The sequence below is a fragment of the Streptomyces sp. NPDC018031 genome (assembly GCF_044327625.1).
Taxonomy (GTDB): Bacteria; Actinomycetota; Actinomycetes; order Streptomycetales; family Streptomycetaceae; genus Streptomyces.
The window spans coordinates 107,710-125,712 of the sequence record NZ_JBIRFT010000014.1; the positions used below are offsets into that span (position 1 = coordinate 107,710).

At 76.1% G+C, this 18,003-nt stretch carries 14 protein-coding genes; 4 read left to right on the forward strand and 10 right to left on the reverse strand.

Annotated elements, in window-relative coordinates; all coding sequences use genetic code 11:
* Positions 1 to 66: 66 nt before the first annotated feature.
* The 4 genes from ACH4B3_RS26195 to ACH4B3_RS26210 form a co-directional block, all read right to left on the reverse strand.
* Positions 67 to 2,418, reverse strand: coding sequence for a xanthine dehydrogenase family protein molybdopterin-binding subunit (locus tag ACH4B3_RS26195; RefSeq protein ID WP_398466680.1), 2,352 nt, complete (start codon positions 2,416 to 2,418; stop codon positions 67 to 69).
* Entirely contained in the window at positions 2,415 to 6,149 is a 3,735-nt protein-coding gene (locus tag ACH4B3_RS26200; RefSeq protein ID WP_398466682.1) for a 2Fe-2S iron-sulfur cluster-binding protein, read from the reverse strand. The genes ACH4B3_RS26195 and ACH4B3_RS26200 overlap by 4 nt, the downstream gene beginning before the upstream one ends.
* The gene (locus ACH4B3_RS26205; RefSeq protein ID WP_398466684.1) at positions 6,146 to 7,060 is read right to left on the reverse strand and encodes an FAD binding domain-containing protein; all 915 of its coding nucleotides are present in this window, start codon (positions 7,058 to 7,060) and stop codon (positions 6,146 to 6,148) included. The genes ACH4B3_RS26200 and ACH4B3_RS26205 overlap by 4 nt, the downstream gene beginning before the upstream one ends.
* Before the next feature lie 278 nt (positions 7,061 to 7,338).
* On the reverse strand, positions 7,339 to 9,000 hold the full coding sequence (locus ACH4B3_RS26210; protein WP_398466686.1) for a beta-N-acetylhexosaminidase: 1,662 nt from the start codon (positions 8,998 to 9,000) through the stop codon (positions 7,339 to 7,341).
* Positions 9,001 to 9,223: 223 nt separating this feature from the next.
* Here ACH4B3_RS26210 and ACH4B3_RS26215 point away from each other — a divergent pair, with 223 nt between their 5' ends.
* Positions 9,224 to 11,083, forward strand: a complete 1,860-nt coding sequence (locus tag ACH4B3_RS26215; protein ID WP_398466688.1) for a DUF4328 domain-containing protein — start codon at positions 9,224 to 9,226, stop codon at positions 11,081 to 11,083.
* A gap of 7 nt (positions 11,084 to 11,090) precedes the next feature.
* On the opposite strand, the gene ACH4B3_RS26220 is transcribed toward ACH4B3_RS26215, so the two are convergent.
* Positions 11,091 to 11,225 carry a DUF397 domain-containing protein gene (locus tag ACH4B3_RS26220; protein ID WP_398466690.1) on the reverse strand — a complete coding sequence of 45 codons (135 nt, stop codon included), beginning with the start codon at positions 11,223 to 11,225 and terminating at the stop codon, positions 11,091 to 11,093.
* Complete coding sequence (locus ACH4B3_RS26225; RefSeq protein ID WP_398466692.1) at positions 11,173 to 12,126, reverse strand: helix-turn-helix domain-containing protein; 954 nt, start codon at positions 12,124 to 12,126, stop codon at positions 11,173 to 11,175. The genes ACH4B3_RS26220 and ACH4B3_RS26225 overlap by 53 nt, the downstream gene beginning before the upstream one ends.
* A gap of 192 nt (positions 12,127 to 12,318) precedes the next feature.
* Between ACH4B3_RS26225 and ACH4B3_RS26230 the strand changes: the two genes are divergently transcribed.
* Positions 12,319 to 12,582 (forward strand): hypothetical protein, encoded by a 264-nt coding sequence (locus tag ACH4B3_RS26230; RefSeq protein ID WP_398466694.1) that lies wholly within the window; start codon positions 12,319 to 12,321, stop codon positions 12,580 to 12,582.
* Between the two features lie 112 nt (positions 12,583 to 12,694).
* Here the strand turns inward: ACH4B3_RS26230 and ACH4B3_RS26235 are convergent, their stop codons facing one another.
* Together ACH4B3_RS26235 and ACH4B3_RS26240 are read right to left on the reverse strand one after the other, a co-directional pair.
* Positions 12,695 to 13,321 (reverse strand): hypothetical protein, encoded by a 627-nt coding sequence (locus ACH4B3_RS26235; RefSeq protein WP_398466695.1) that lies wholly within the window; start codon positions 13,319 to 13,321, stop codon positions 12,695 to 12,697.
* A gap of 139 nt (positions 13,322 to 13,460) precedes the next feature.
* Positions 13,461 to 13,898, reverse strand: coding sequence for a hypothetical protein (locus ACH4B3_RS26240; protein WP_398466697.1), 438 nt, complete (start codon positions 13,896 to 13,898; stop codon positions 13,461 to 13,463).
* A gap of 256 nt (positions 13,899 to 14,154) precedes the next feature.
* On the opposite strand from ACH4B3_RS26240, the gene ACH4B3_RS26245 reads away from it, so the two are divergent.
* Positions 14,155 to 14,688: an SMI1/KNR4 family protein gene (locus ACH4B3_RS26245; protein WP_398466699.1), complete on the forward strand. Its 534-nt coding sequence runs from the start codon at positions 14,155 to 14,157 to the stop codon at positions 14,686 to 14,688.
* A gap of 291 nt (positions 14,689 to 14,979) precedes the next feature.
* Here the strand turns inward: ACH4B3_RS26245 and ACH4B3_RS26250 are convergent, their stop codons facing one another.
* Both ACH4B3_RS26250 and ACH4B3_RS26255 read right to left on the reverse strand, forming a co-directional pair.
* Complete coding sequence (locus tag ACH4B3_RS26250; protein ID WP_398466701.1) at positions 14,980 to 15,279, reverse strand: DUF3039 domain-containing protein; 300 nt, start codon at positions 15,277 to 15,279, stop codon at positions 14,980 to 14,982.
* A 139-nt stretch (positions 15,280 to 15,418) separates the two neighbouring features.
* Positions 15,419 to 16,099: a YqgE/AlgH family protein gene (locus ACH4B3_RS26255; RefSeq protein WP_398466702.1), complete on the reverse strand. Its 681-nt coding sequence runs from the start codon at positions 16,097 to 16,099 to the stop codon at positions 15,419 to 15,421.
* Between the two features lie 238 nt (positions 16,100 to 16,337).
* Here ACH4B3_RS26255 and murA point away from each other — a divergent pair, with 238 nt between their 5' ends.
* Positions 16,338 to 17,672, forward strand: coding sequence for a UDP-N-acetylglucosamine 1-carboxyvinyltransferase (gene murA, locus ACH4B3_RS26260; protein WP_398466704.1), 1,335 nt, complete (start codon positions 16,338 to 16,340; stop codon positions 17,670 to 17,672).
* Positions 17,673 to 18,003: the final 331 nt, after the last annotated feature.

The following is an 18,003-nucleotide window of genomic DNA, read 5'->3' on the forward strand; positions in this document are numbered from 1 at the left end:
GGACGGCGTGCCGGACCGCGGTCCGCCGGGGCCCGGGCCGGTGACGGCCGGGCCCCGGTGGCGGCGTCAGCCGCGCAGCTCCGCTCCGACGGCCGCCTGCGGCCGGATCGGGAGCCGGTTGACCGGTCGTCCGGTCGCCGCCCGGACCGCGGCGGCGACCGCCGCGGGCGAGGTCACCACCGGCACCGCGCTGACCGCCTTGGCGCCGAAGGGGGCCACCACGTCACGCTCCTCGATCAGCCTGACGATCCGGACCGGCGGCACGTCGACCGCGGTCGGCAGGGCGTAGCTGGTCAGGTCGGGGCGCCGGACGACACCGCGCGAGGTGCGCAGGTTCTCGGTGAGCGCGGCGCCGATGCCCTGGGCCACCCCCGCCTCGATCCGGGCCTTCACCTGGGCCGGGTTGAGGGCCCGGCCGACGTCCTGGGCCACGGTCATGTCGACCACCCGGACCAGGCCCAGCTCGATGTCCACGTCGACCACGGCGCGTACCGCGCAGAACGCCAGCCCGACGAACGCGTCGCCCTGCCCGGACTCGTCCAGCGGCTCGGTGGGGTGCGGGCGGCACTGCGCGGTCGCCCACAGCTCCTTGCCCTCCAGCTCCTCGTGGACCGGGGTGGAGAGCACCCCGTCATAGCTGGTGATCTTGCCGTCGGCGATGCTCAGCAGCTCGGTGGACATCCCGAACTTGTGGGCCAGCGGCTGCAGCAGCTGGGTGCGGACCATCTTCGCGGCCCGCTCGACCGCGCCGCCGGACACCCAGGTGTGCCGGCCGCGCGCCGCGGGCCCGGCCGGCGGCTGGTCGGTGTCGACGGAGGCGACGTGCACCTCCTCGATGCCGAGGACCTCCTGCACGATCTGCCGGGCCAGGGTGGTGAAGCCCTGGCCGGTCTCCACCGCCGCGCAGATGACGGTGGCCACCGAACCGCTCACCTTGACGGTGGCGGTGGACACCTCGTCGGTGCCCTCGGCGCCGAGCATGTGCACCATGCCCAGCGCGTATCCGACGCCGCGCCGGACCGCTTCCGGGTCGCCCGCGCCGTCCGGGCCGCCGGGCAGCAGCCAGCCGCCGTCCGCCGGGTGCGGTCCCGGTTCGTCCTTGGGCAGCGGCGGCAGCGGCTCGTCCCGCACCGCCTGGAGGAGGTCGGCGACCGGCGCGGGGCAGGTGACGGTCTGCCCGGTCGGCAGCAGGTCGCCGGTGGCCATCACGTTCCGCATCCGCAACTCTGCCGGGTCCAGGCCGAGTTTGGCGGCGAGCTTGTCCATCTGGCCCTCGTAGGCGGCGCACACCTGCATCGCCCCCTCGCCGCGCACATGGCCGGACGGCGGGTTGTTGGTGCGGACCGCCCAGCCCTCGATGAAGGCGTGCGGGACGACGTACGGGCCGCAGGCGAAGGAGACGGCGGCGGCCAGCGCGTCGCCGGAGGAGTCGGCGTAGGCACCGGCGTCCAGCAGGATCTGCGCCTCCACCTTGACCAGCCGGCCCTCGGCGTCGGCGTGGTGGCGGTAGCGCAGCAGGGTCGGGTGGCGGTGGGCGTGCCCGAGGAAGGACTCCTCGCGGGTGGCGGCGAGTTTCACCGGCCGTCCGGTGCGCAGGGCGAGCAGGCCGAGCGGCAGCTGCATCCCGTGGTCCTCGCGCTCGCCCATGGCGCCGGGCACCCCGGTGACGACGACCTTGACGCGCTCCGGCTCCAGCCCGAAGCAGGCGGCGGCCAGGTCGCGGTCGCCGTGCGGGTCGGTGGAGGCGGTGTAGATCTCCACCCCGCCGTCCGGGCGGGGCACCGCCAGGGCCGCTTCGGCGCCGATCGGCGCGGGGTCCTGGCGGCCGATCCGGTACAGCCCCTCCACGACGACGTCGCCGGTGGCCTCCGGGTCGCCGAAGCTCAGCGGGATGTGCCGGATCAGGTTGCCGTCGGGGTGCAACGGCTCGGCGGCGAACGCCTGCTCGGGGTCGGTGACCGGGTCCAGCACCTCGTACTCGACGGCGATCGCGGCGGCGGCCAGCCGGGCGGTGTCCGGGTGGTCGGCGGCGACCGCGGCGATCGGCTCGCCGTGGTGCCGCACCACCTCGGAGGCGAACACCGGGCGGTCGGCGACCCGGCGGCCGTGGGCGGGGTCGCCGGGCACGTCGGCGTGGGTCACCACGGCCCGTACCCCGGGCATCGCGGCGGCCTGCGCGGTGTCGACGGACAGGATGCGGGCGTGCGGGTGCGGCGAGCGCAGCACCGCCGCCCACAGCAGCCCCTCGGCCCACAGGTCGGCGGCGTACGGGAAGGTGCCGGACGCCTTCGCCGCGGCGTTCGGGCAGGGCAGCGAGGTGCCGAGGCCGCGCGGGCCGGAGGACGCCGCGGCGGGCGGTGTGGACGGGGTGGCGGTGGTGGCCGTGACGGCTCCGATGCCCTCTGCGAGTCCGGTCATGCGTTCGCCCCTCCACTGCCGTTGCCGCCGCCGTGTCCACCGTGCGGGCCGGTCTGGTGCGGGATGCGCACCTCCGGGCCGCCGTCGCCGGTCCCGGCCGCCGACTCCCGCCCGGCGATGACCTCGCGGACCGCTTCCAGCACCCCCCGGTAGCCCGAGCAGCGGCACAGGTTGCCGCAGATCGCCTGCCGGGTCTCCAGTTCGGTCGGGGCGTGGTTGCCCTCCAGCAGGTCGTGCACGGTCATCGCGAGGCCGGGCACGCAGAAGCCGCACTGCACGGCGCCGGACGCGGTGAGCGCGCGCTGCACGTCGGAGAGCTGTCCGTCGGTGGCCAGGCCCTCCACGGTACGGATCTCGGCGCCCGCGGTGGTCGCGGCGGGCACCAGGCAGGAGGCGACGAGCCGCCCGTCCACCTGGACCGAGCAGGCCCCGCACTCGCCCTGCGAGCAGCCGTCCTTGGCGCCGGCGAGGCCGAGGCGCTCGCGCAGCACGTAGAGCAGCGACTCCCCGATCCAGGCGTCGGTGACCGGCCGGTCGGTGCCGTTGACCCGCAGCACGTAGGAGGCGGCCGGGTGCTCGCTGTGCGGCGGCTCGGCCTCCGCCGCGGCGTCCGGTTCCGTGTCCGCCGCGTCCGCCGCGTTCCCGGTGTCCTCCCCGGTGCCGTCCGGGGCGTCGCCGGTGGCGGCGTCGGGGGCGGTGCCGGTGACGTCCCCGGGGGTCGCCGCGGCGCCGGCCGGGTCGTCGGCCGCGTGGGCGCCGTCCGGGCCGGTGGCGGGCTCCTCGCCGGGGCGGGTACCGGACGCCGGGTCGCCGGCCGGGTCGTCGGCGGGGGGGTCGACCGGGCCGTCCGGGTCCGCGGCGGTGTCCGGTCCGGTCGCGGCGTCCGGCCCGGGTGCCGGGTCGGGGTGTCCGGTGCCGGGCCGGACCGGGTCGTGGCCGGTGCCGGGCGCGGCGGGCGCCGCGGGGTCCCCGGGCGCGGCCGGAGGCCCGGCGGCGGCGGGGGCGGCAGGCGGCCGGTGGGCGGCGGTGCCGGGCCGGTGCGGTTCGTGGCCGGCGGGTTCGTGGCTGTCAGGAGTCTCCGCGGCGACCGGGGCGGGGCCGGTGGCGGTGTCCGGGACGCCGCCGTCGCCGTCCGCGACCTGGCCGTCGGGCCGGGGGCCGGGGGCCTCGCCGGCAGCCGGGCCGTCGGCCGGTCCGCCGTGCGGGGTGGCGGGCGCCGCGCCCGGGCGCAGCCGCTCACCGGGCCCGCCGAGCGGCGAGCCGTCGGTGGTGCGCGGGCCGCCGTGGCCGTCCGGCACCTGCTGTGGCGGGGTGCCGGGCGCGCCGGGCGACCGGTCGGCGGACGGGGCGCCGCCGGTGCCCACCGGGCGGCGGCCGGCCGGCCGCGGCCCGCCCGGCTGCGGGGTGGGGGTGTCGGTGCCGGGTGCGGCCGCGGCGCCGCCGTGGCCCACCGGGCGGCGGCCGGCGGGTGCGCCCGGCCGGCCGCCCGCGGTCTGCGGAGCGGCCTGTCCCGGGGTGTGGCCGTCGCCCGCGCCGGGTGCCCCGGCCAACGGGCGGCGGGCGGCCGCCGGTTTGCCGGTTCCCGGCCGGTGCGGGTCGGTGCCGGGCGGGGCGGCGTCCGGGCCCGGCCCGGGGTGGTGCCCGGTGGCGCCGGCCGGGTCCGCCGGGTGCGGGTGGTGTCCGGTACCGGTCCCGGCGGGGTGCGGTTCAGTGCCGGGGGCGGTGGGGTCCGGTGCCGGCGGGGTGGCGGCGGTGCCGTCCGGGCCGGTGCCCGGCGGGCGCCCGTGCCCGGCCGCGGCGGGACCGTCGGCGGGGTACGCCTGGTACCCGTCGAACTCCTGGTAGCCGTCCTGCTGGTACCCGTCCTGCTGGTGGCCGTCCGGGCGGTAGGCGTCGGCGGCCGGGGCCGCTCCGGCGACCTGACCGTCCGCCGCGGCGGTGGGCGCGCCCGGCACGTCGTGGTGCCGGCCGGCGGGCTCCGCGCCGGGTCCGGTCGCGACCGGACCGCCGGACGGGCCGTACGGGTCCGCCGCGGCACCGGGCACGCCCCGGCCCTCGCCGGCGTCGGGGTGGGTGCCGGGGCCCGGCTGTCCGTCCCCGCCCGCGTGCGGTCCGGTGGGCGCGCCCGCGCCCGGGTGGGCGTCCGGGCCCAAATACCCGGCGGGGCCGGTGAAGCCGTCGGCGTCCGGGTGCGGGTCCCCGTGCGGGTGGGGGGCGGTGGCGCCGTGCGGAGCGGGCTGCGCCGGGCCGGGCGTGCCGGTCTCCCCGGGGCGCGCGCCGTCCGGCCGGCGGTTCTGCGACCGGCGGCGGCCGGTCCGCTCCGCCGGGGTGCCGGGCGCGCCGGTGGCGGAGGCGTCCGCGGCGGGCGTGCGGCCGTCGGCGCCGGTGTTCCGTTCGTCGGTGGTGGGCGGCCCGGCGAAGTACCGCTGGCCCTGGCCGGCCGCCGGATCCTGGGCCGCCGGCCTGGCGGCGGCGCCCCGCGCGGGCCCGCCCGTGGGCTGCGCCGCGCCGGCGCCGTCCGGTCCGGGCCGGCCGTCGCCGGGGGCGGCGTCGCCTGCGGGGTCCGGGGCGCCGGGGGCCGTGTAGCCCGGGTGCCCACCGGGGTGCCCGGTGCCCAGGCCCTCCGGCCCGCTGCCGTCGGCGGGGTGGTCCGGGGTACCGGCCGGGTAGCCGCCGTACTCGGGCCGCGGCCCGGCACCGGGGACGGTGTCCGGGTCCCGGCGCCGGTGGCCCTGCGGCGGGACCGCCGGGCCGGGGTGGTCGGAGACGACGTACTCGCCGGTCTCGTCCGCGCCCTCCTCGGCCGCGGGGATGGACCACTGGCCGGTCTGGCCGGCGCCGCCCGCGGGCGGCGTGCCGAACGGCATGGCCCACTGCACGGTGGCGTGCGGGTCGGCGGCGCCCGGGTCGGTGTCGCCCGGCGCGCCGGGCGTGTTCGCCCGGCCCGCGCGGCCGCGCGCGGTGAGCCGGTCGCCGAGGGCGAGTTCGCCGGCGCCGTCGGCGGCCCCGGGTGCCGGGGCGCCCTGCTCGGGGGCGGTGGACCACTGGCCGGTGCCGCCGGGCGCGGTCATCGGCCACTGCACGGCCGCGGTGGCGTCACCGACCGCGAACTCGCCGCTGTCGTCCCCGCTCTCCGGGGCCGTGGGGACGGACCACTGGCCGGTGTGCACCGAGTGGTCGGCGGCGGTGGGCCACTGCACGGCCTGGCCGGGCTGCCCGCCCGGCGGGCCGGCGACCGGGTACTCGCCGGAGTCGTCGGCGGAGCCCGTGCCGGCGGCGGGCCAGCCGCCGGTGCGGTCCGTGTCGGCGGGCATGGCCCAGTGCCCGGTGGCGTGCGGGTCGGCGGACGGGGCCGCGGCGTACGGGTCCTGCGGGTGCGGCCCCGCGGGGTGGCCGGGGTGCGTCCCGGGGCCGGGCACCGGGCTCTGCCCGAACGGCTGCCACTGGCCGCCCTGCGACGGGGTGCCGGTCATCGGCGGCGGCGTGTAGCCGGTGCCGGGCGCCGCCAGCGGGTCCCAGCCCGCGGGGAGGGCGGCCGGGTCGGCGAGCTCGGGGGGCAGTTGCACGAAGGCGGTGCCCTCCGCGTCGTACTCCGGGCCGTGCGGGATGGGCTGCCAGCCCCCTCGCTCCGCCGGGGGGGCCACGTCTCGTTCGTCTCGTTCGTCCCCGGTGCCCCGGCCGGGAGGCGCCCCCACGGCCCCGGGCTGCTGCGGCTGCTGTTCGTCACTCACGCGAGTGCCCTCCCCAGTGCTCGGCGGGCCAGGACCGCCACCGTACGCCTCAGATGGAGCGCGGCGGGCGGCAGGGGGACCGGCTCCGCGCCCTCGCCGGTCTGCGGCATCTGATCGGGGATGCAGGCGGCCGCGACGTACTCGCCGAACGCCTTGCACACCTGGGGGTCCAGGCCCCGGTCGCCGTCCCAGTCGATGAGTGAGGCGACCCACGCCTCGGCGTCCAGCGGGCGCAGCGGCATCGGCGCGACCGCGCCGACGGCGCACCGCACCTGGCGGCGGGCCGGGTCGAGGACGACGGCGACCGAGGCGGTGGCCCGGCCGGGGCCGGTGCGCCCGGTCGCCTTCAGGAAGGACTGGGGGGCGTGCAGCAGCGGTACCCGGACGAATCCGACGAGTTCGCCGGGGCGCAGCATCTCGACCCCGGCGAGGAGGTGCCCGACCGGGATCTCGCGGGACGCGGTGCCACCGCCGGCCGGGCCGGGGCCGACGACCACGAGCACCGCCTCCAGCGCGGCCAGCACCGGCAGCGCGTCGCCGGTGGGGGCGGCGCTGACGATGTTGCCGCCGAGGGTGCCGGCGTTGCGGATCTGCGGCGGCCCGGCGGCGCGGGCGGCGGCGGCGAGCGCCGGGATCAGGGCGGCGAAGTCCGGGCGGCCCATCCGGGCGTGGGTGAGGCCGGCGCCGAGCAGCGCGTGGCCGTCCTGGTACTGCCAGCCGCGGATCTCGCTGATCCGGCCGAGGCCCACCAGGCCCGCGGGGCGGAGCAGACCGGCGTTGACCGCGGCCATCAGATCGGTGCCGCCCGCCACGGGCACGGCGGCGGGCATGGCGGTGAGTGCCGCCACTGCCTCGTCGAGCGAGCCCGGCAACGTCACCGTGTGCGCCGCCTGCGGTGCGTGCGTGGTCAACCGCTGCCCCTTCCCCGATGTCCCGGCTGTTCCGCCGTACGGTACGTCCTGACGGCCTGGACGTGGCAACTCTGGCACATCTCGGGAGTGGGGCGTTGCGAGGGTCCATGAAGCGGCGTTCCGTCCCTGACCAGGTAGATGGTCCGGAATGGGGGGACGTCTCCACTGAGTACCGATTGCCACGTTTCAGGGATCCTTGGGTGACGTGCTGCGTACGGCGCCGGGCGGGCACCACGCTCCCAGGGCGGCCGGGAGCGCGGCGCCGCTTCCGGTCCGGCTCACACGATCGGGGGCGGCCCGTCGATCGGGCGTCCGAGCCGGCCGGTCATCCCGGCCGGGGCGGGTCGCCGCTGCCAGGGCAGCGGACCGCCGGGCGGCCGGTAATCGACGCCCAGCGCGTCCAGTCGGGCGTAGTGCGCCGTCATGCGCCCCTGGAAGCCGGTGAAGTCCCGTTCGGCGGGGGCCGGCAGCCGGGACGACCAGGCGACCTCGGCGAACGCGGCCAGCCGCGGGAAGACCTGGTAGTCCACCCGCCGCGGCGACTCCATCACCTCGGTCCAGACGTTGGCCTGCGTCCCGAGGACGCGCTCCGCGGCGGCGCCGGCCAGCTGCGGCGGCACCGGCTCGAAGCGGTAGACGTCCTCCAGGGTGCGCACGTAGCCGATGGGCATCGGCTCGTCGTCGCCGGGCGCCTGCCGGTGGTCGAAGTAGACCTGCTGCTCCGGGCACATGACGACGTCGTGGCCGGATTGCGCCGCCGCGATGCCGCCCGCGTAGCCGCGCCAGGAGGAGACCGCCGCGCCCGGCGCCAGGCCGCCCTCCAGGATCTCGTCCCAGCCGATGAGCCGGCGGCCCCGGTCGGTGAGCCAGCGGTCGAAGTGCCGGATGAACCAGCTCTGCAGCTCGTCCTCGCCGGCCAGGCCCAGCTCCTTGATGCGGGCCTGGGCCGCGGCGGAGGCGCGCCACTGGTCCTTGGGGCACTCGTCGCCGCCGATGTGGACGAACTGCCCCGGGAACAGCTCCAGCACCTCCTCCAGCACGTGCTCGTAGAAGCGGAGCGTGGACTCGGTGGGGGCCAGCAGGTGCGGACTGACGCCCCAGTCGTCCCAGACGGTGAGCGCGGAGGTGTCCACGACGTCGGAGTTGCCCAGCTCGGGGTAGGCGGCGATGGCGGCCTGCGAGTGCCCCGGGATGTCGATCTCCGGGACGACCGTGATGTGCCGCTCGGCCGCGTAGGCGACGATCTCCCGGATGTCGTCCTGGGTGTAGAAGCCGCCGTGCGGGCGCTCGTCCCACAGCGGTGAGGCGCGGTGCCCGAAGCGGGTCCGGGACCGCCAGGCGCCGACCTCGGTCAACTTCGGGTAGCGCCGGATGTCGATGCGCCAGCCCTGGTCGTCGGTGAGGTGGAAGTGGAGCACGTTGAGCTTGTGCGCGGCGAGCAGGTCGAGGTAGCGCAGCACCCCGTCCTTGGGCGTGAAGTGGCGGGCCACGTCGAGCATCAGACCGCGCCAGCCGAAGCGCGGGGCGTCCTCGATCTCCACCTCGGGCAGCGCCCACGGCCCGGGGCGCACCGGCGCGCGCCGGAACGCGTCCGGCCCCAGCAGCTGCCGGAGGGTCTGGGCGCCCCAGAAGACGCCGGCCGGGGCACCGCCCAGGATCACGGCCCGCCGGTCGCGGACGGTGATCCGGTAGCCCTCCGGGGGCAGGTCGCCGTCGAGCCGCAGTTCGATGGAGTTCTCGGCCGTCCGCGACGCGCCGGGGGCCGGCGCCCCGGAGCGCAGCGGAAGTCCGGTGGCCGCGGCGAGCACCGCCCGCAGCCATGGCTCGGCGCTGCCGGCCCCGGGGACGGCGGACAGTGTGGTGGCCTCGTCGAGCACGAACCCCTCACCGGGGTGGTGGACGGCGCCCAGCGGCGCGGGAATAAGGTCCAGACCATTCATGGCTCCATGCTGCCGCACCCGGCCGCTTCCGGTAACTCCCCTGCGCCCTCCGGTTCTTCGCGGCCCCCGGTCACCTCCCCCGACGGGCCCCCGGCACCCCGCGCCGGACCCCGGCCCGCTGGGTGATCGCCGGTGGTCACGGCTCACTTATCCTCGTTCCCGGCTTCCCCGCGCGAGTGCGCGCCGGCGGCGCCGTCTCAGGGGGAGGAGCCGCGAAGCGGACATGGAAGAGCTGAGGAGCGAGGACCCGCGGCGGGTCGGCGAGTTCCGGCTGCTCGGCAGGCTCGGCGCCGGCGGCATGGGCCTGGTCTATCTCGCCCGGTCGGCCCGCGGCCGTACCGCCGCGGTGAAGCTGGTGCACGCCGAACTCGCCGCCCGGGAGGAGTTCCGCCGCCGGTTCCGGCAGGAGGTGGCGGCCGCCCGCCGGGTGGGCGGCGAGTGGACCGCCCCGGTGCTGGACGCCGACACCGAGGCCGCGACCCCGTGGGTGGCCACCGGCTACGTCGCCGGACCCACCCTGCAGGACGTGGTGACGGGCCGGACGGACGGCCGGGGCCCGCTGCCGGACCGGTCGGTACTCCTCCTCGCGGGCGGCCTCGCCCGGGCGCTGAGCGACATCCACCGCGCCGGGCTGGTCCACCGGGACCTCAAGCCGTCCAACATCCTCGTCACCGTCGACGGGCCGCGGGTCATCGACTTCGGCATCGCCCGCGCCCTGCAGAGCGCGGAGGGCGCCGCCCTGGCGACCCGCACCGGCGCGGTCATCGGCTCGCCCGGCTTCATGTCGCCCGAACAGGTGCGGGGAGAGCGCGTCACCACCGCGAGCGACGTGTTCTGCCTGGGCGCGGTACTGGCCTTCGCCGCCACCGGGCGGGTGCCGTTCGGCGACACCGAGAACGGCATCCACGCCCTGATGTTCCGCATCGCCCAGGAGGAACCGGACCTCAGCGGAGTGCGGCCGGGCCCGCTGCGCGAGCTGATCGCCGACTGCCTGGCCAAGGAACCCGGGCGGCGCCCGACCGTTCCCGAACTGCTCGACCGGACCCGACCCGGCGACGGTGCCGATGCCGAGGACACCGCCTGGCTGCCCGGGGAGCTCACCGCCCACCTCGCGCGGCTCGCGGTCCGGCTGCTGGACACGGAGACCCCGGCCGCCCCCGGCCCGGACCAGGACGCCCGCCCGGCACCCGCCGCCCCCGCACCGCAGCCGGGGTTCGGCCCCGTGCTGCCCGAGCCGCCCGGCCGGTTCGGCCCGGTGTCCCCGCCGCCGCACCCGCGGCCGCCCTACCCGCTCTTCCCGGGGCAGCCGTACCAGACCGCGGCCACCGCCCGACCGCACCCGCGGGCCGGACGCCCCGGCGCCGGCCCGGGGCGCGCCCTGTCACCGCGCGGCCTGTCCACCGCCGTGGTGATCGCGCTGTGCACCTACATGCTGGTGTCCGTCTTCTACGTCCACCACGAGTTCGGCACCCTGCTGGAACTCAACGACATGATCGCGCGGGGCGGTTCCGGCCAGGAGTTCCAGGACTGGAAGCAGGGGGACCAGGACGTCCCCCTGGAGACGATCCTGCTGACCTTCCTCACCTTCCCCGTCGCCGTCGTGGTCTGGCTCGCCTGGTTCCGGCGCGTCCGCATCAACGCCGGGGTCTTCGCCCCCGGCACCCAGCGCCTGGGCCGCGGCTGGGCGATCGGCGCGTGGTTCATCCCGGTGGGACACCTGTGGATACCGAAGCAGATCAGCAACGACATCTGGGCCGCCAGCATCCCGCCGCACGCCCGCGCGGGCGGCCCGCGCGGCGTGCTGCACGCCTGGTGGCTGCTGTGGACGACGCAGACGGCACCGATCTACTTCTCCCTGGCCTGGCGGACCCTGGAAGAGACCGGTTCCGCCGCCGAGGCGCGGATCGTCACCGCCGTCGACCTCACCGGAGAGGTGCTCACGCTCGCCGCCGCGGTGTTCGCGATCCTGATGGTGCAACGCCTCACCGAGATGCAGGAACGACGCATCGAGGCACTTCCGGAGGCCGCGCCGCCACCGCATCCCTACGCGGTGCCGCTCCACGGCGGCGTGCCCGTCCGCTGAGGCCCGGTCAGCCGGCCGGGAACTCCCCGGCCCTGACCGCGGCGACGAACGCGCCCCAGGCGGCGGCCCCGAAGACGAGGGCGGGGCCGTCAGGGTTCTTGCTGTCCCGGACGGCGACGAGACCGGGGGTACCGGGGGCCACCTCGATGCAGTCGGTGTGCTCCTGTGCGGTGCTGTAGCTGCTCTTGCGCCATGCGGCTGCGGGGTACTCGGGCATCGCGGTATTTGCCCTCCATGAAGGACCGGATCAGGTCGGCAGACGCATCGGATGGTAGAGCCGAGGCCCGCAGATGATCGAGTTCAAGGGCATGCTCCTCGACACCCGCCGAGTCCTCCACCAACGTACCTCTGTGCGAATTCTCCAACCACGCCACATCGCGCCGACGAGCGAATGACAGAACCGTCAGCGAGCCTCCCAGCACCGCGTGCGCTCCCGCGTCGAAGGGGATCACCTGGACGACGACCCGGCACGACTCCTCCTGCGCCCTCAGCAGCCGCGCCAGTTGGGCGCGCATCACGCCCGCACCGCCGATCCGCCGATGCAGCACCGCCTCGTCGAGCACGATCCACAGCACCGGCGGATCGGAGCCCCTGAGGATGTCCTGGCGAGCGAGCCGGGCCGACAGCGTCGCTTCGATCCGGTCTCCGGCACCGGCGCGACCGACCCGGAGCAGGGCTCGCGCGTACGCCTCGGTCTGGAGCAAGCCGGGCACGGTATGGGCCAGGTACTTCACCATCTTGATGGCCTTGGCCTCGTACTGCATGAACTTCCGGCTCCACTCCGGGGTGGGCGTCCGGTTGATGTGCCCCCACAGGTCCCGGAGGTCCCCGTCGGCGCCCAGCAGCGCGTCCAGCGCTTTGCAGACGTCCTCGGTGGGCGTCTCGTTGCCCAGCTCGAACTGCGCGATCCGGCTGTGTGCGATCGGGATCCGGTCGCCCAGCTCGCGCTGCGTCCAGCCCTGGCTCACCCGTAGCCTGCGGAGCTTCTTCCCGTACAGCGCCTCCAGCGAGGCGGACGGGTCGAGTTCCTTCGGTCCGGGCACCGTTGCCTCCCGTTTTCCCGGTCACGGGCCGAAAGCCACAGCCCTTTCCCAGACTAACGCCGCACCGTGACGATGGTGACACCCAGGGTTGCCGGCGCGGTACGCGCGTGTGGGACCCCCGCGACCGACGCGACCGGTCCGGGGGCACGGCCGACCCGACCCCCCGAAAGCGACGGAAGGACGCAGGCCGACATGGACCAACCTAACGACCACCGGCTCGAACGACTCCCCCGAACCCTGAAACTGACCCAGGGCGTACGGCTCGAAGGGGACCGCTTCTCCATTCGCGCCCAGGTCTTCCGGGGCGCCGTACGGATCGCCACCGAGGACGTACAGCTCTCCGTGGACGACGCGTCGGTGATGAACGCCCAGTTGACCAGGTTGCTGGACCAACGGGCCTTCCCCGGAATGGACGAGCGCGAGCGGGCCCGGCAGCGGGAGCGCTGGCGCGTCTGACGCGCCCGGCGTCCACCCGGCGCCGGTCCACCCGGCGCCGGTCCGCCTGGCGTCGGCGGAAGGGGATGGGCGGGCCTTCACCCGTCCATCCCCTCCAGCGCGTCCGGGGCTTTCAGACCTCGACGCCCGGGTCCGGCTCGTAGGAGAGCGCCACCAGCGGGTGCTTCAGGTGCGGGTCGGCGAAGGTGAGGACAAGGACCGGGTAGTCCGCCGCTTCGTTGCTGCGGAGCGGCCGGGAGGCCATCAGGTCCTCCTTGGTCACGCCCTCGCGGATCGCGGACGGCGGCAGTTCGACCGTGAGGTACGCCTCCTGACCCCGGGTGAGCCGGATCGCGCCGCCGGGGGTGGCGGCGGGGACGCCTTGGACCGAGACCGGGGAGAGGCCGGTGGCCTCCGCCATCACCGCTCCCCCGCGCGGGGCGCAGAACCGCACCGAGACGGCGCCCCGGGCGAACGGCGCGTCGAGCGTGAGGGGGCGGGCGCCCGGCAGGAGCCGGGCCTCGATGGTGAAGCGCACCGCACCGCCGCGTGGGGACTCGGTGGCGTACCCGTGACTGCCCAGCACCAGCCGGGGTGCGTCGTCGGCCGGACGCGGACCACGCACCCGGGCGCAGTCGCCCGGCCCGGTCGCGTCGTCGGGGCCCTGGTGCGCGCCGCTCCGGCTCGTCGCGTACGCGATGCCGAGCAGGCCGAGGACCAAGGCGGCGATCAGCAGGTACGAGCGCCGGGACAGACCCACATCCGCCTCCTTGCCGGGCTGTGACCGGCCCAGCATGCCAGGCGCCCGCCGCGGCCGGCCGTGCGGGTGTGCCCGGCTCCGCCGTCAGCCGGCCCGGGCCGCCCGGCCGTCGCGGACCTCCTTGCGGCCGATGCCCGGATCAGCCGCCCTCGGCCCGCCCGCCGCACTGCCCCGGCGCGAACTCCTCGCCCGGATAGGACGGTTCGGGGTACGGCACCGCCTCGACCACCGCGCCGGCCGCGCCGAGCCGCGCCACCAGCAGGTCCCAGTCCGGCCAGCCGGTCTCGAACCGCTGCCGGACGCGCTCGCTGGCGATCAGCGCCACCTCGCAGCCCGGATCGTCGGCCCACTCCAGGACCCGGGCCAGGGTGGGCTGCGTCACCGAGAAGACGCTGCTGCCCACCGGCTGGTACCCGCGCTCGGCGGCCAGCCGCGCGCACCGTTCCAGCTGTGCGTCCCAGTCCTTCTCGAACTGGCAGTAGGCGGTGATCCGGTCGTCGGACTCGTCGGCCTCCCGCGCCCCGAAGACCAGGTAGACCACCCGCGTGACCGTGCCCTGGACGGTGTCCCCGCTCATGCCCCGACCCTACTGGGACGATGGCCCCCGGCAACAGCGCGCGACGGGGCGACTACCGGACCCGCCCGGCCACGGACCCTGCCGCCGCCCGGCGGGGCCACCGGGGAGACCCCACCCGGCCCCGCCGCGGTCCGCCGTGCGTCTTCGGGGCTCCGGCCCCGAATTGGCCGGCCGGTTCGCCTCGTTACGATGGCCGCGGCGAATACCGCCGACCATGTTCCCCCCACACACCCTTTTCCACTCGAAAGGTTGCCGTATGTGGGCGCAGCGTGTGATCGAGCTGTCCGGCTGGGAGCCGCTGGGGATCTCCGTCGACTGGGCGGCGGTGGAAGAGGAGCTGCGGATCCCGCTGCCGGCCGACTACAAGGAACTCTTCGAGGCCTTCGGCGGCGGCACGTTCTCCGATTCCGTCTTCTTCTTCGCACGTGACGAGGGCCTCGCCTTCGACTTCCTCACGCAGTGGCGGGCGGCCCTCCAGGTCGATCGGGACGGAAGGTACGGCAGTGTTTCCGCCGTGGATCCCCACTCGGTCTACGCGCCGGGCGGCAAGGGCGTCGTCACCTGGGGGGCCACGGAATGGGGCGATGAGTACTGCTGGCTGATCGACGCCCAGCGGCCCGGCGAGTACCCCGTCCTCGCGCGAGCCGAGGACAACGACTGGCGGCGGTACGACATGACCACGGCCGAGTTCCTCTACCGGGTTCTCGCGGATGCCGACTTCCGCCCCTTCGGGATCGCGCAGTACGACCTCGGCACCGCGTTCCAGCCCGGCTCCGGTGGCGACGACTGATGTGCTGACGCCGGCCTCGGGCGGTTCACGGCGCGGGCCCGGCCGGCCCGGTCGGTGACGCGCCCCTCCCGGACGGCGCGCAAAGCGTCCTGGACCACCCGCGGTTGGCGCCGGGAGGCGTACGCACGGAAAGCAGCGGCACTGTGTCGGCGCCGGACACGGCTCGGCCCCCGCCGGAATCCGCTCCGGGGGGGCCGAGATGGTACGGGGGATGTTCTCCGGACGAGGCGCGTCCGGTTGCGGCAGGGAGACCCGAGCGCGGGGCGCGTGCCGAGCCGGCCGGTGGACGGGCTACTTCTTGCCGCCCTTACCGCCCTTGCCGCCCTTGTCGTTGTCGCCGCCGGCACCCATGCCGTCGAAGATCTCCTTGCACATCGGACAGACCGGGTACTTCTTCGGGTCGCGGCCCGGAACCCAGACCTTGCCGCAGAGGGCGACGACCGGAGATCCGGAGAGCGCGCTCTCCATGATCTTGTCCTTCTGGACGTAATGGGCGAAGCGCTCGTGGTCTCCGTCACCGTGCGACACCTGAGGTGTCGGCTCGACGAGGGTCCCCGTACCTGCCCCGCGCTCGGGCTCAAGAGTGCTCATACGGACCAAGGGTACTCACGCCCCGGGCATGCGGTGCGCGGTTCCCCCGGCCGCCCGGCGGGCCCGTGTCGCGGCCGGGTACCGGCACCCGGCGGCCGCCTCCCCGGGGCCCGGGGCGGCCGGGGCGCGGGACGTCCGGTCAGTTGAGCGAGGGGTCGTCCGGGTACGTCGCCACCATCGCCAGCTCGCTGCGCTGGCGCCGCAGCACCGACCGCCACAGCCGCTCCGGGTCCGGCGAGGACACGTCGCCCGGCTCGGATTCCACCACGTACCAGGCGCCCTCGGAGAGCTCCTCCTCCAGCTGGCCCGGGCCCCATCCGGCGTAGCCGGCGAAGATCCGCAGGCTGCCGACCGCGGCGGCCAGCAGCTCCGGCGGCGCTTCCAGGTCCACCAGCCCGATCGCCCCGTGCACCCGCCGCCAGCCGATGGGGTCGCCGCCGCCCGGACCGAGCCGGCTGCCGGGCCCCGGGCCGCCCCCGGCGATCGCCGGGGTGCCGCCGGGCCGGTCGGCACGGTCGGTCCGCTCCATCCGTTCGGCACGCTCCGCGCGCTCCGCCTCGCCGGGCACCACGGCCACGCCGAGCGCCGAGTCCAGGGACACCGGGCCGCCCTGGAAGACCACCGCGGGCTCACCGGCCAGCGAGGCCCAGGATTCGAGGATGTCGCCCACCCCGACGGGGGTGGGGCGGTTGAGGACGACTCCGAGCGAGCCCTCCTCGTCATGGTCGAGGAGCAGCACCACGGCACGGTCGAAGTTCGGGTCGGCCAGCGCGGGTGTCGCGACAAGCAGCCGCCCTGTGAGGGAGGACACCTCGGTCATGGCCACATGATCCCGCATATCCCGCCCCGACGGGGAGTGGAGGGCCGTCCCACCCGAGAGCAGGGCGGGGCGTACGACAGCAGCGGCGGCGCACATCACGCTGTGCACATGTCACAACACCCTCCGCTCCCGGCGGCGGAGCCGGTGCCTCCGCGCCCACCCCGAGCCATGCGGGGGCGGTCCGCGCGGCCATTACCCTTTTCTTCTGCCCCTGCCCATCCCAGGAACGCGAGACCAGATGACTGGCATCGATGATGTACTCCTCGTCCACGGCGGAACCCCGCTCGAGGGCGAGATCCGTGTCCGCGGCGCGAAGAACCTCGTGCCGAAGGCCATGGTCGCCGCGCTGCTCGGCAGTGAGCCGAGCCGGCTGCGCAATGTGCCCGACATCCGCGACGTGCGGGTGGTGCGGGGGCTGCTGCAGCTGCACGGCGTGACGGTACGCCCCGGCGACGAGCCCGGCGAGCTGGTGCTCGACCCCACGCGCGTGGAGAGCGCGAACGTCGCCGACATCGACGCCCACGCCGGGTCCTCGCGGATCCCGATCCTCTTCTGCGGCCCGCTGCTGCACCGGCTGGGCCACGCGTTCATCCCGGGCCTGGGCGGCTGCGACATCGGCGGCCGGCCGATCGACTTCCACTTCGACGTACTGCGGCAGTTCGGCGCGACCATCGAGAAGCGGGCCGACGGCCAGTACCTGGAGGCGCCGCAGCGGCTCCGCGGCTGCAAGATCCGGCTGCCCTACCCGTCGGTCGGCTCCACCGAGCAGGTGCTGCTGACGGCGGTGCTCGCCGAGGGCGTGACCGAGCTGTCCAACGCGGCCGTGGAGCCGGAGATCGAGGACCTGATCTGCGTACTGCAGAAGATGGGCGCGATCATCTCCATGGACACCGACCGGACCATCCGGATCACCGGTGTCGACAAGCTGGGCGGCTACAACCACCGCGCCCTGCCGGACCGCCTGGAGGCGGCCTCCTGGGCGAGCGCGGCGCTCGCCACCGAGGGCAACATCTACGTGCGCGGCGCCCAGCAGCGCTCGATGATGACCTTCCTCAACACCTACCGCAAGGTCGGCGGCGCCTTCGAGATCGACGACGAGGGCATCCGCTTCTTCCACCCGGGCGGGCCACTGAACGCGATCGCCCTGGAGACCGACGTGCACCCCGGTTTCCAGACCGACTGGCAGCAGCCGCTGGTGGTGGCCCTCACCCAGGCGTCGGGCCTGTCGATCGTGCACGAGACGGTGTACGAGTCGCGGCTGGGCTTCACTGAAGCGCTCAACCAGATGGGCGCGCACATCCAGCTCTACCGCGAGTGCCTGGGCGGCTCCGCGTGCCGCTTCGGCCAGCGGAACTTCCTGCACTCGGCGGTGGTGTCCGGCCCGACCAAGCTGCAGGGCGCCGACCTGGTCATCCCGGACCTGCGCGGCGGCTTCTCGTACCTGATCGCGGCCCTCGCCGCGCAGGGCACCTCGCGGGTGCACGGCATCGACCTGATCAACCGCGGCTACGAGAACTTCATGGCCAAGCTGGTGGACCTGGGCGCCAAGGTGGAGCTGCCCGCCACCCGCTGAGCGACCGCACCGCCGCCCGCCGCGGGCGGCACCCCCCCGGGCAGGCCGGTTCTCCGGCCTGCCCGGCTGCTTTTCCCGCGCCTCCCGCGCGGGGCGGCAGGGCCGCGCCGCGCGGGCGGACCGCCGCCGCGCGCCGGGCCGGTTGTCCGCCCCGGGCGCGCGGGAGGCGCCCCGGCGGCCGCCCCGGGCGCCGTGTAAGGCCCGTAGAGCGGCTACGGAACCGTACAGGTGCCCGAACTGCGGCCGCCCGTCCGCGGACGGCGTGACGGGCCGTCCAGGGCCGCGCAGGGCCCCGGCAGGGCCGTGACTTCCCCGTCCGGCGCCGTGTCAC

Coding starts and splice junctions, on each gene's coding strand:
- ACH4B3_RS26195 (WP_398466680.1), bottom strand. CDS start 2,418: ATGACCGGACTCGCAGAGGGCATCGGAGCCGTCACGGCCACCACCGCC.
- ACH4B3_RS26210 (WP_398466686.1), bottom strand. CDS start 9,000: ATGAATGGTCTGGACCTTATTCCCGCGCCGCTGGGCGCCGTCCACCAC.
- ACH4B3_RS26215 (WP_398466688.1), top strand. CDS start 9,224: ATGGAAGAGCTGAGGAGCGAGGACCCGCGGCGGGTCGGCGAGTTCCGG.
- ACH4B3_RS26230 (WP_398466694.1), top strand. CDS start 12,319: ATGGACCAACCTAACGACCACCGGCTCGAACGACTCCCCCGAACCCTG.
- ACH4B3_RS26240 (WP_398466697.1), bottom strand. CDS start 13,898: ATGAGCGGGGACACCGTCCAGGGCACGGTCACGCGGGTGGTCTACCTG.
- ACH4B3_RS26245 (WP_398466699.1), top strand. CDS start 14,155: ATGTGGGCGCAGCGTGTGATCGAGCTGTCCGGCTGGGAGCCGCTGGGG.
- ACH4B3_RS26250 (WP_398466701.1), bottom strand. CDS start 15,279: ATGAGCACTCTTGAGCCCGAGCGCGGGGCAGGTACGGGGACCCTCGTC.
- ACH4B3_RS26255 (WP_398466702.1), bottom strand. CDS start 16,099: ATGACCGAGGTGTCCTCCCTCACAGGGCGGCTGCTTGTCGCGACACCC.
- murA (WP_398466704.1), top strand. CDS start 16,338: ATGACTGGCATCGATGATGTACTCCTCGTCCACGGCGGAACCCCGCTC.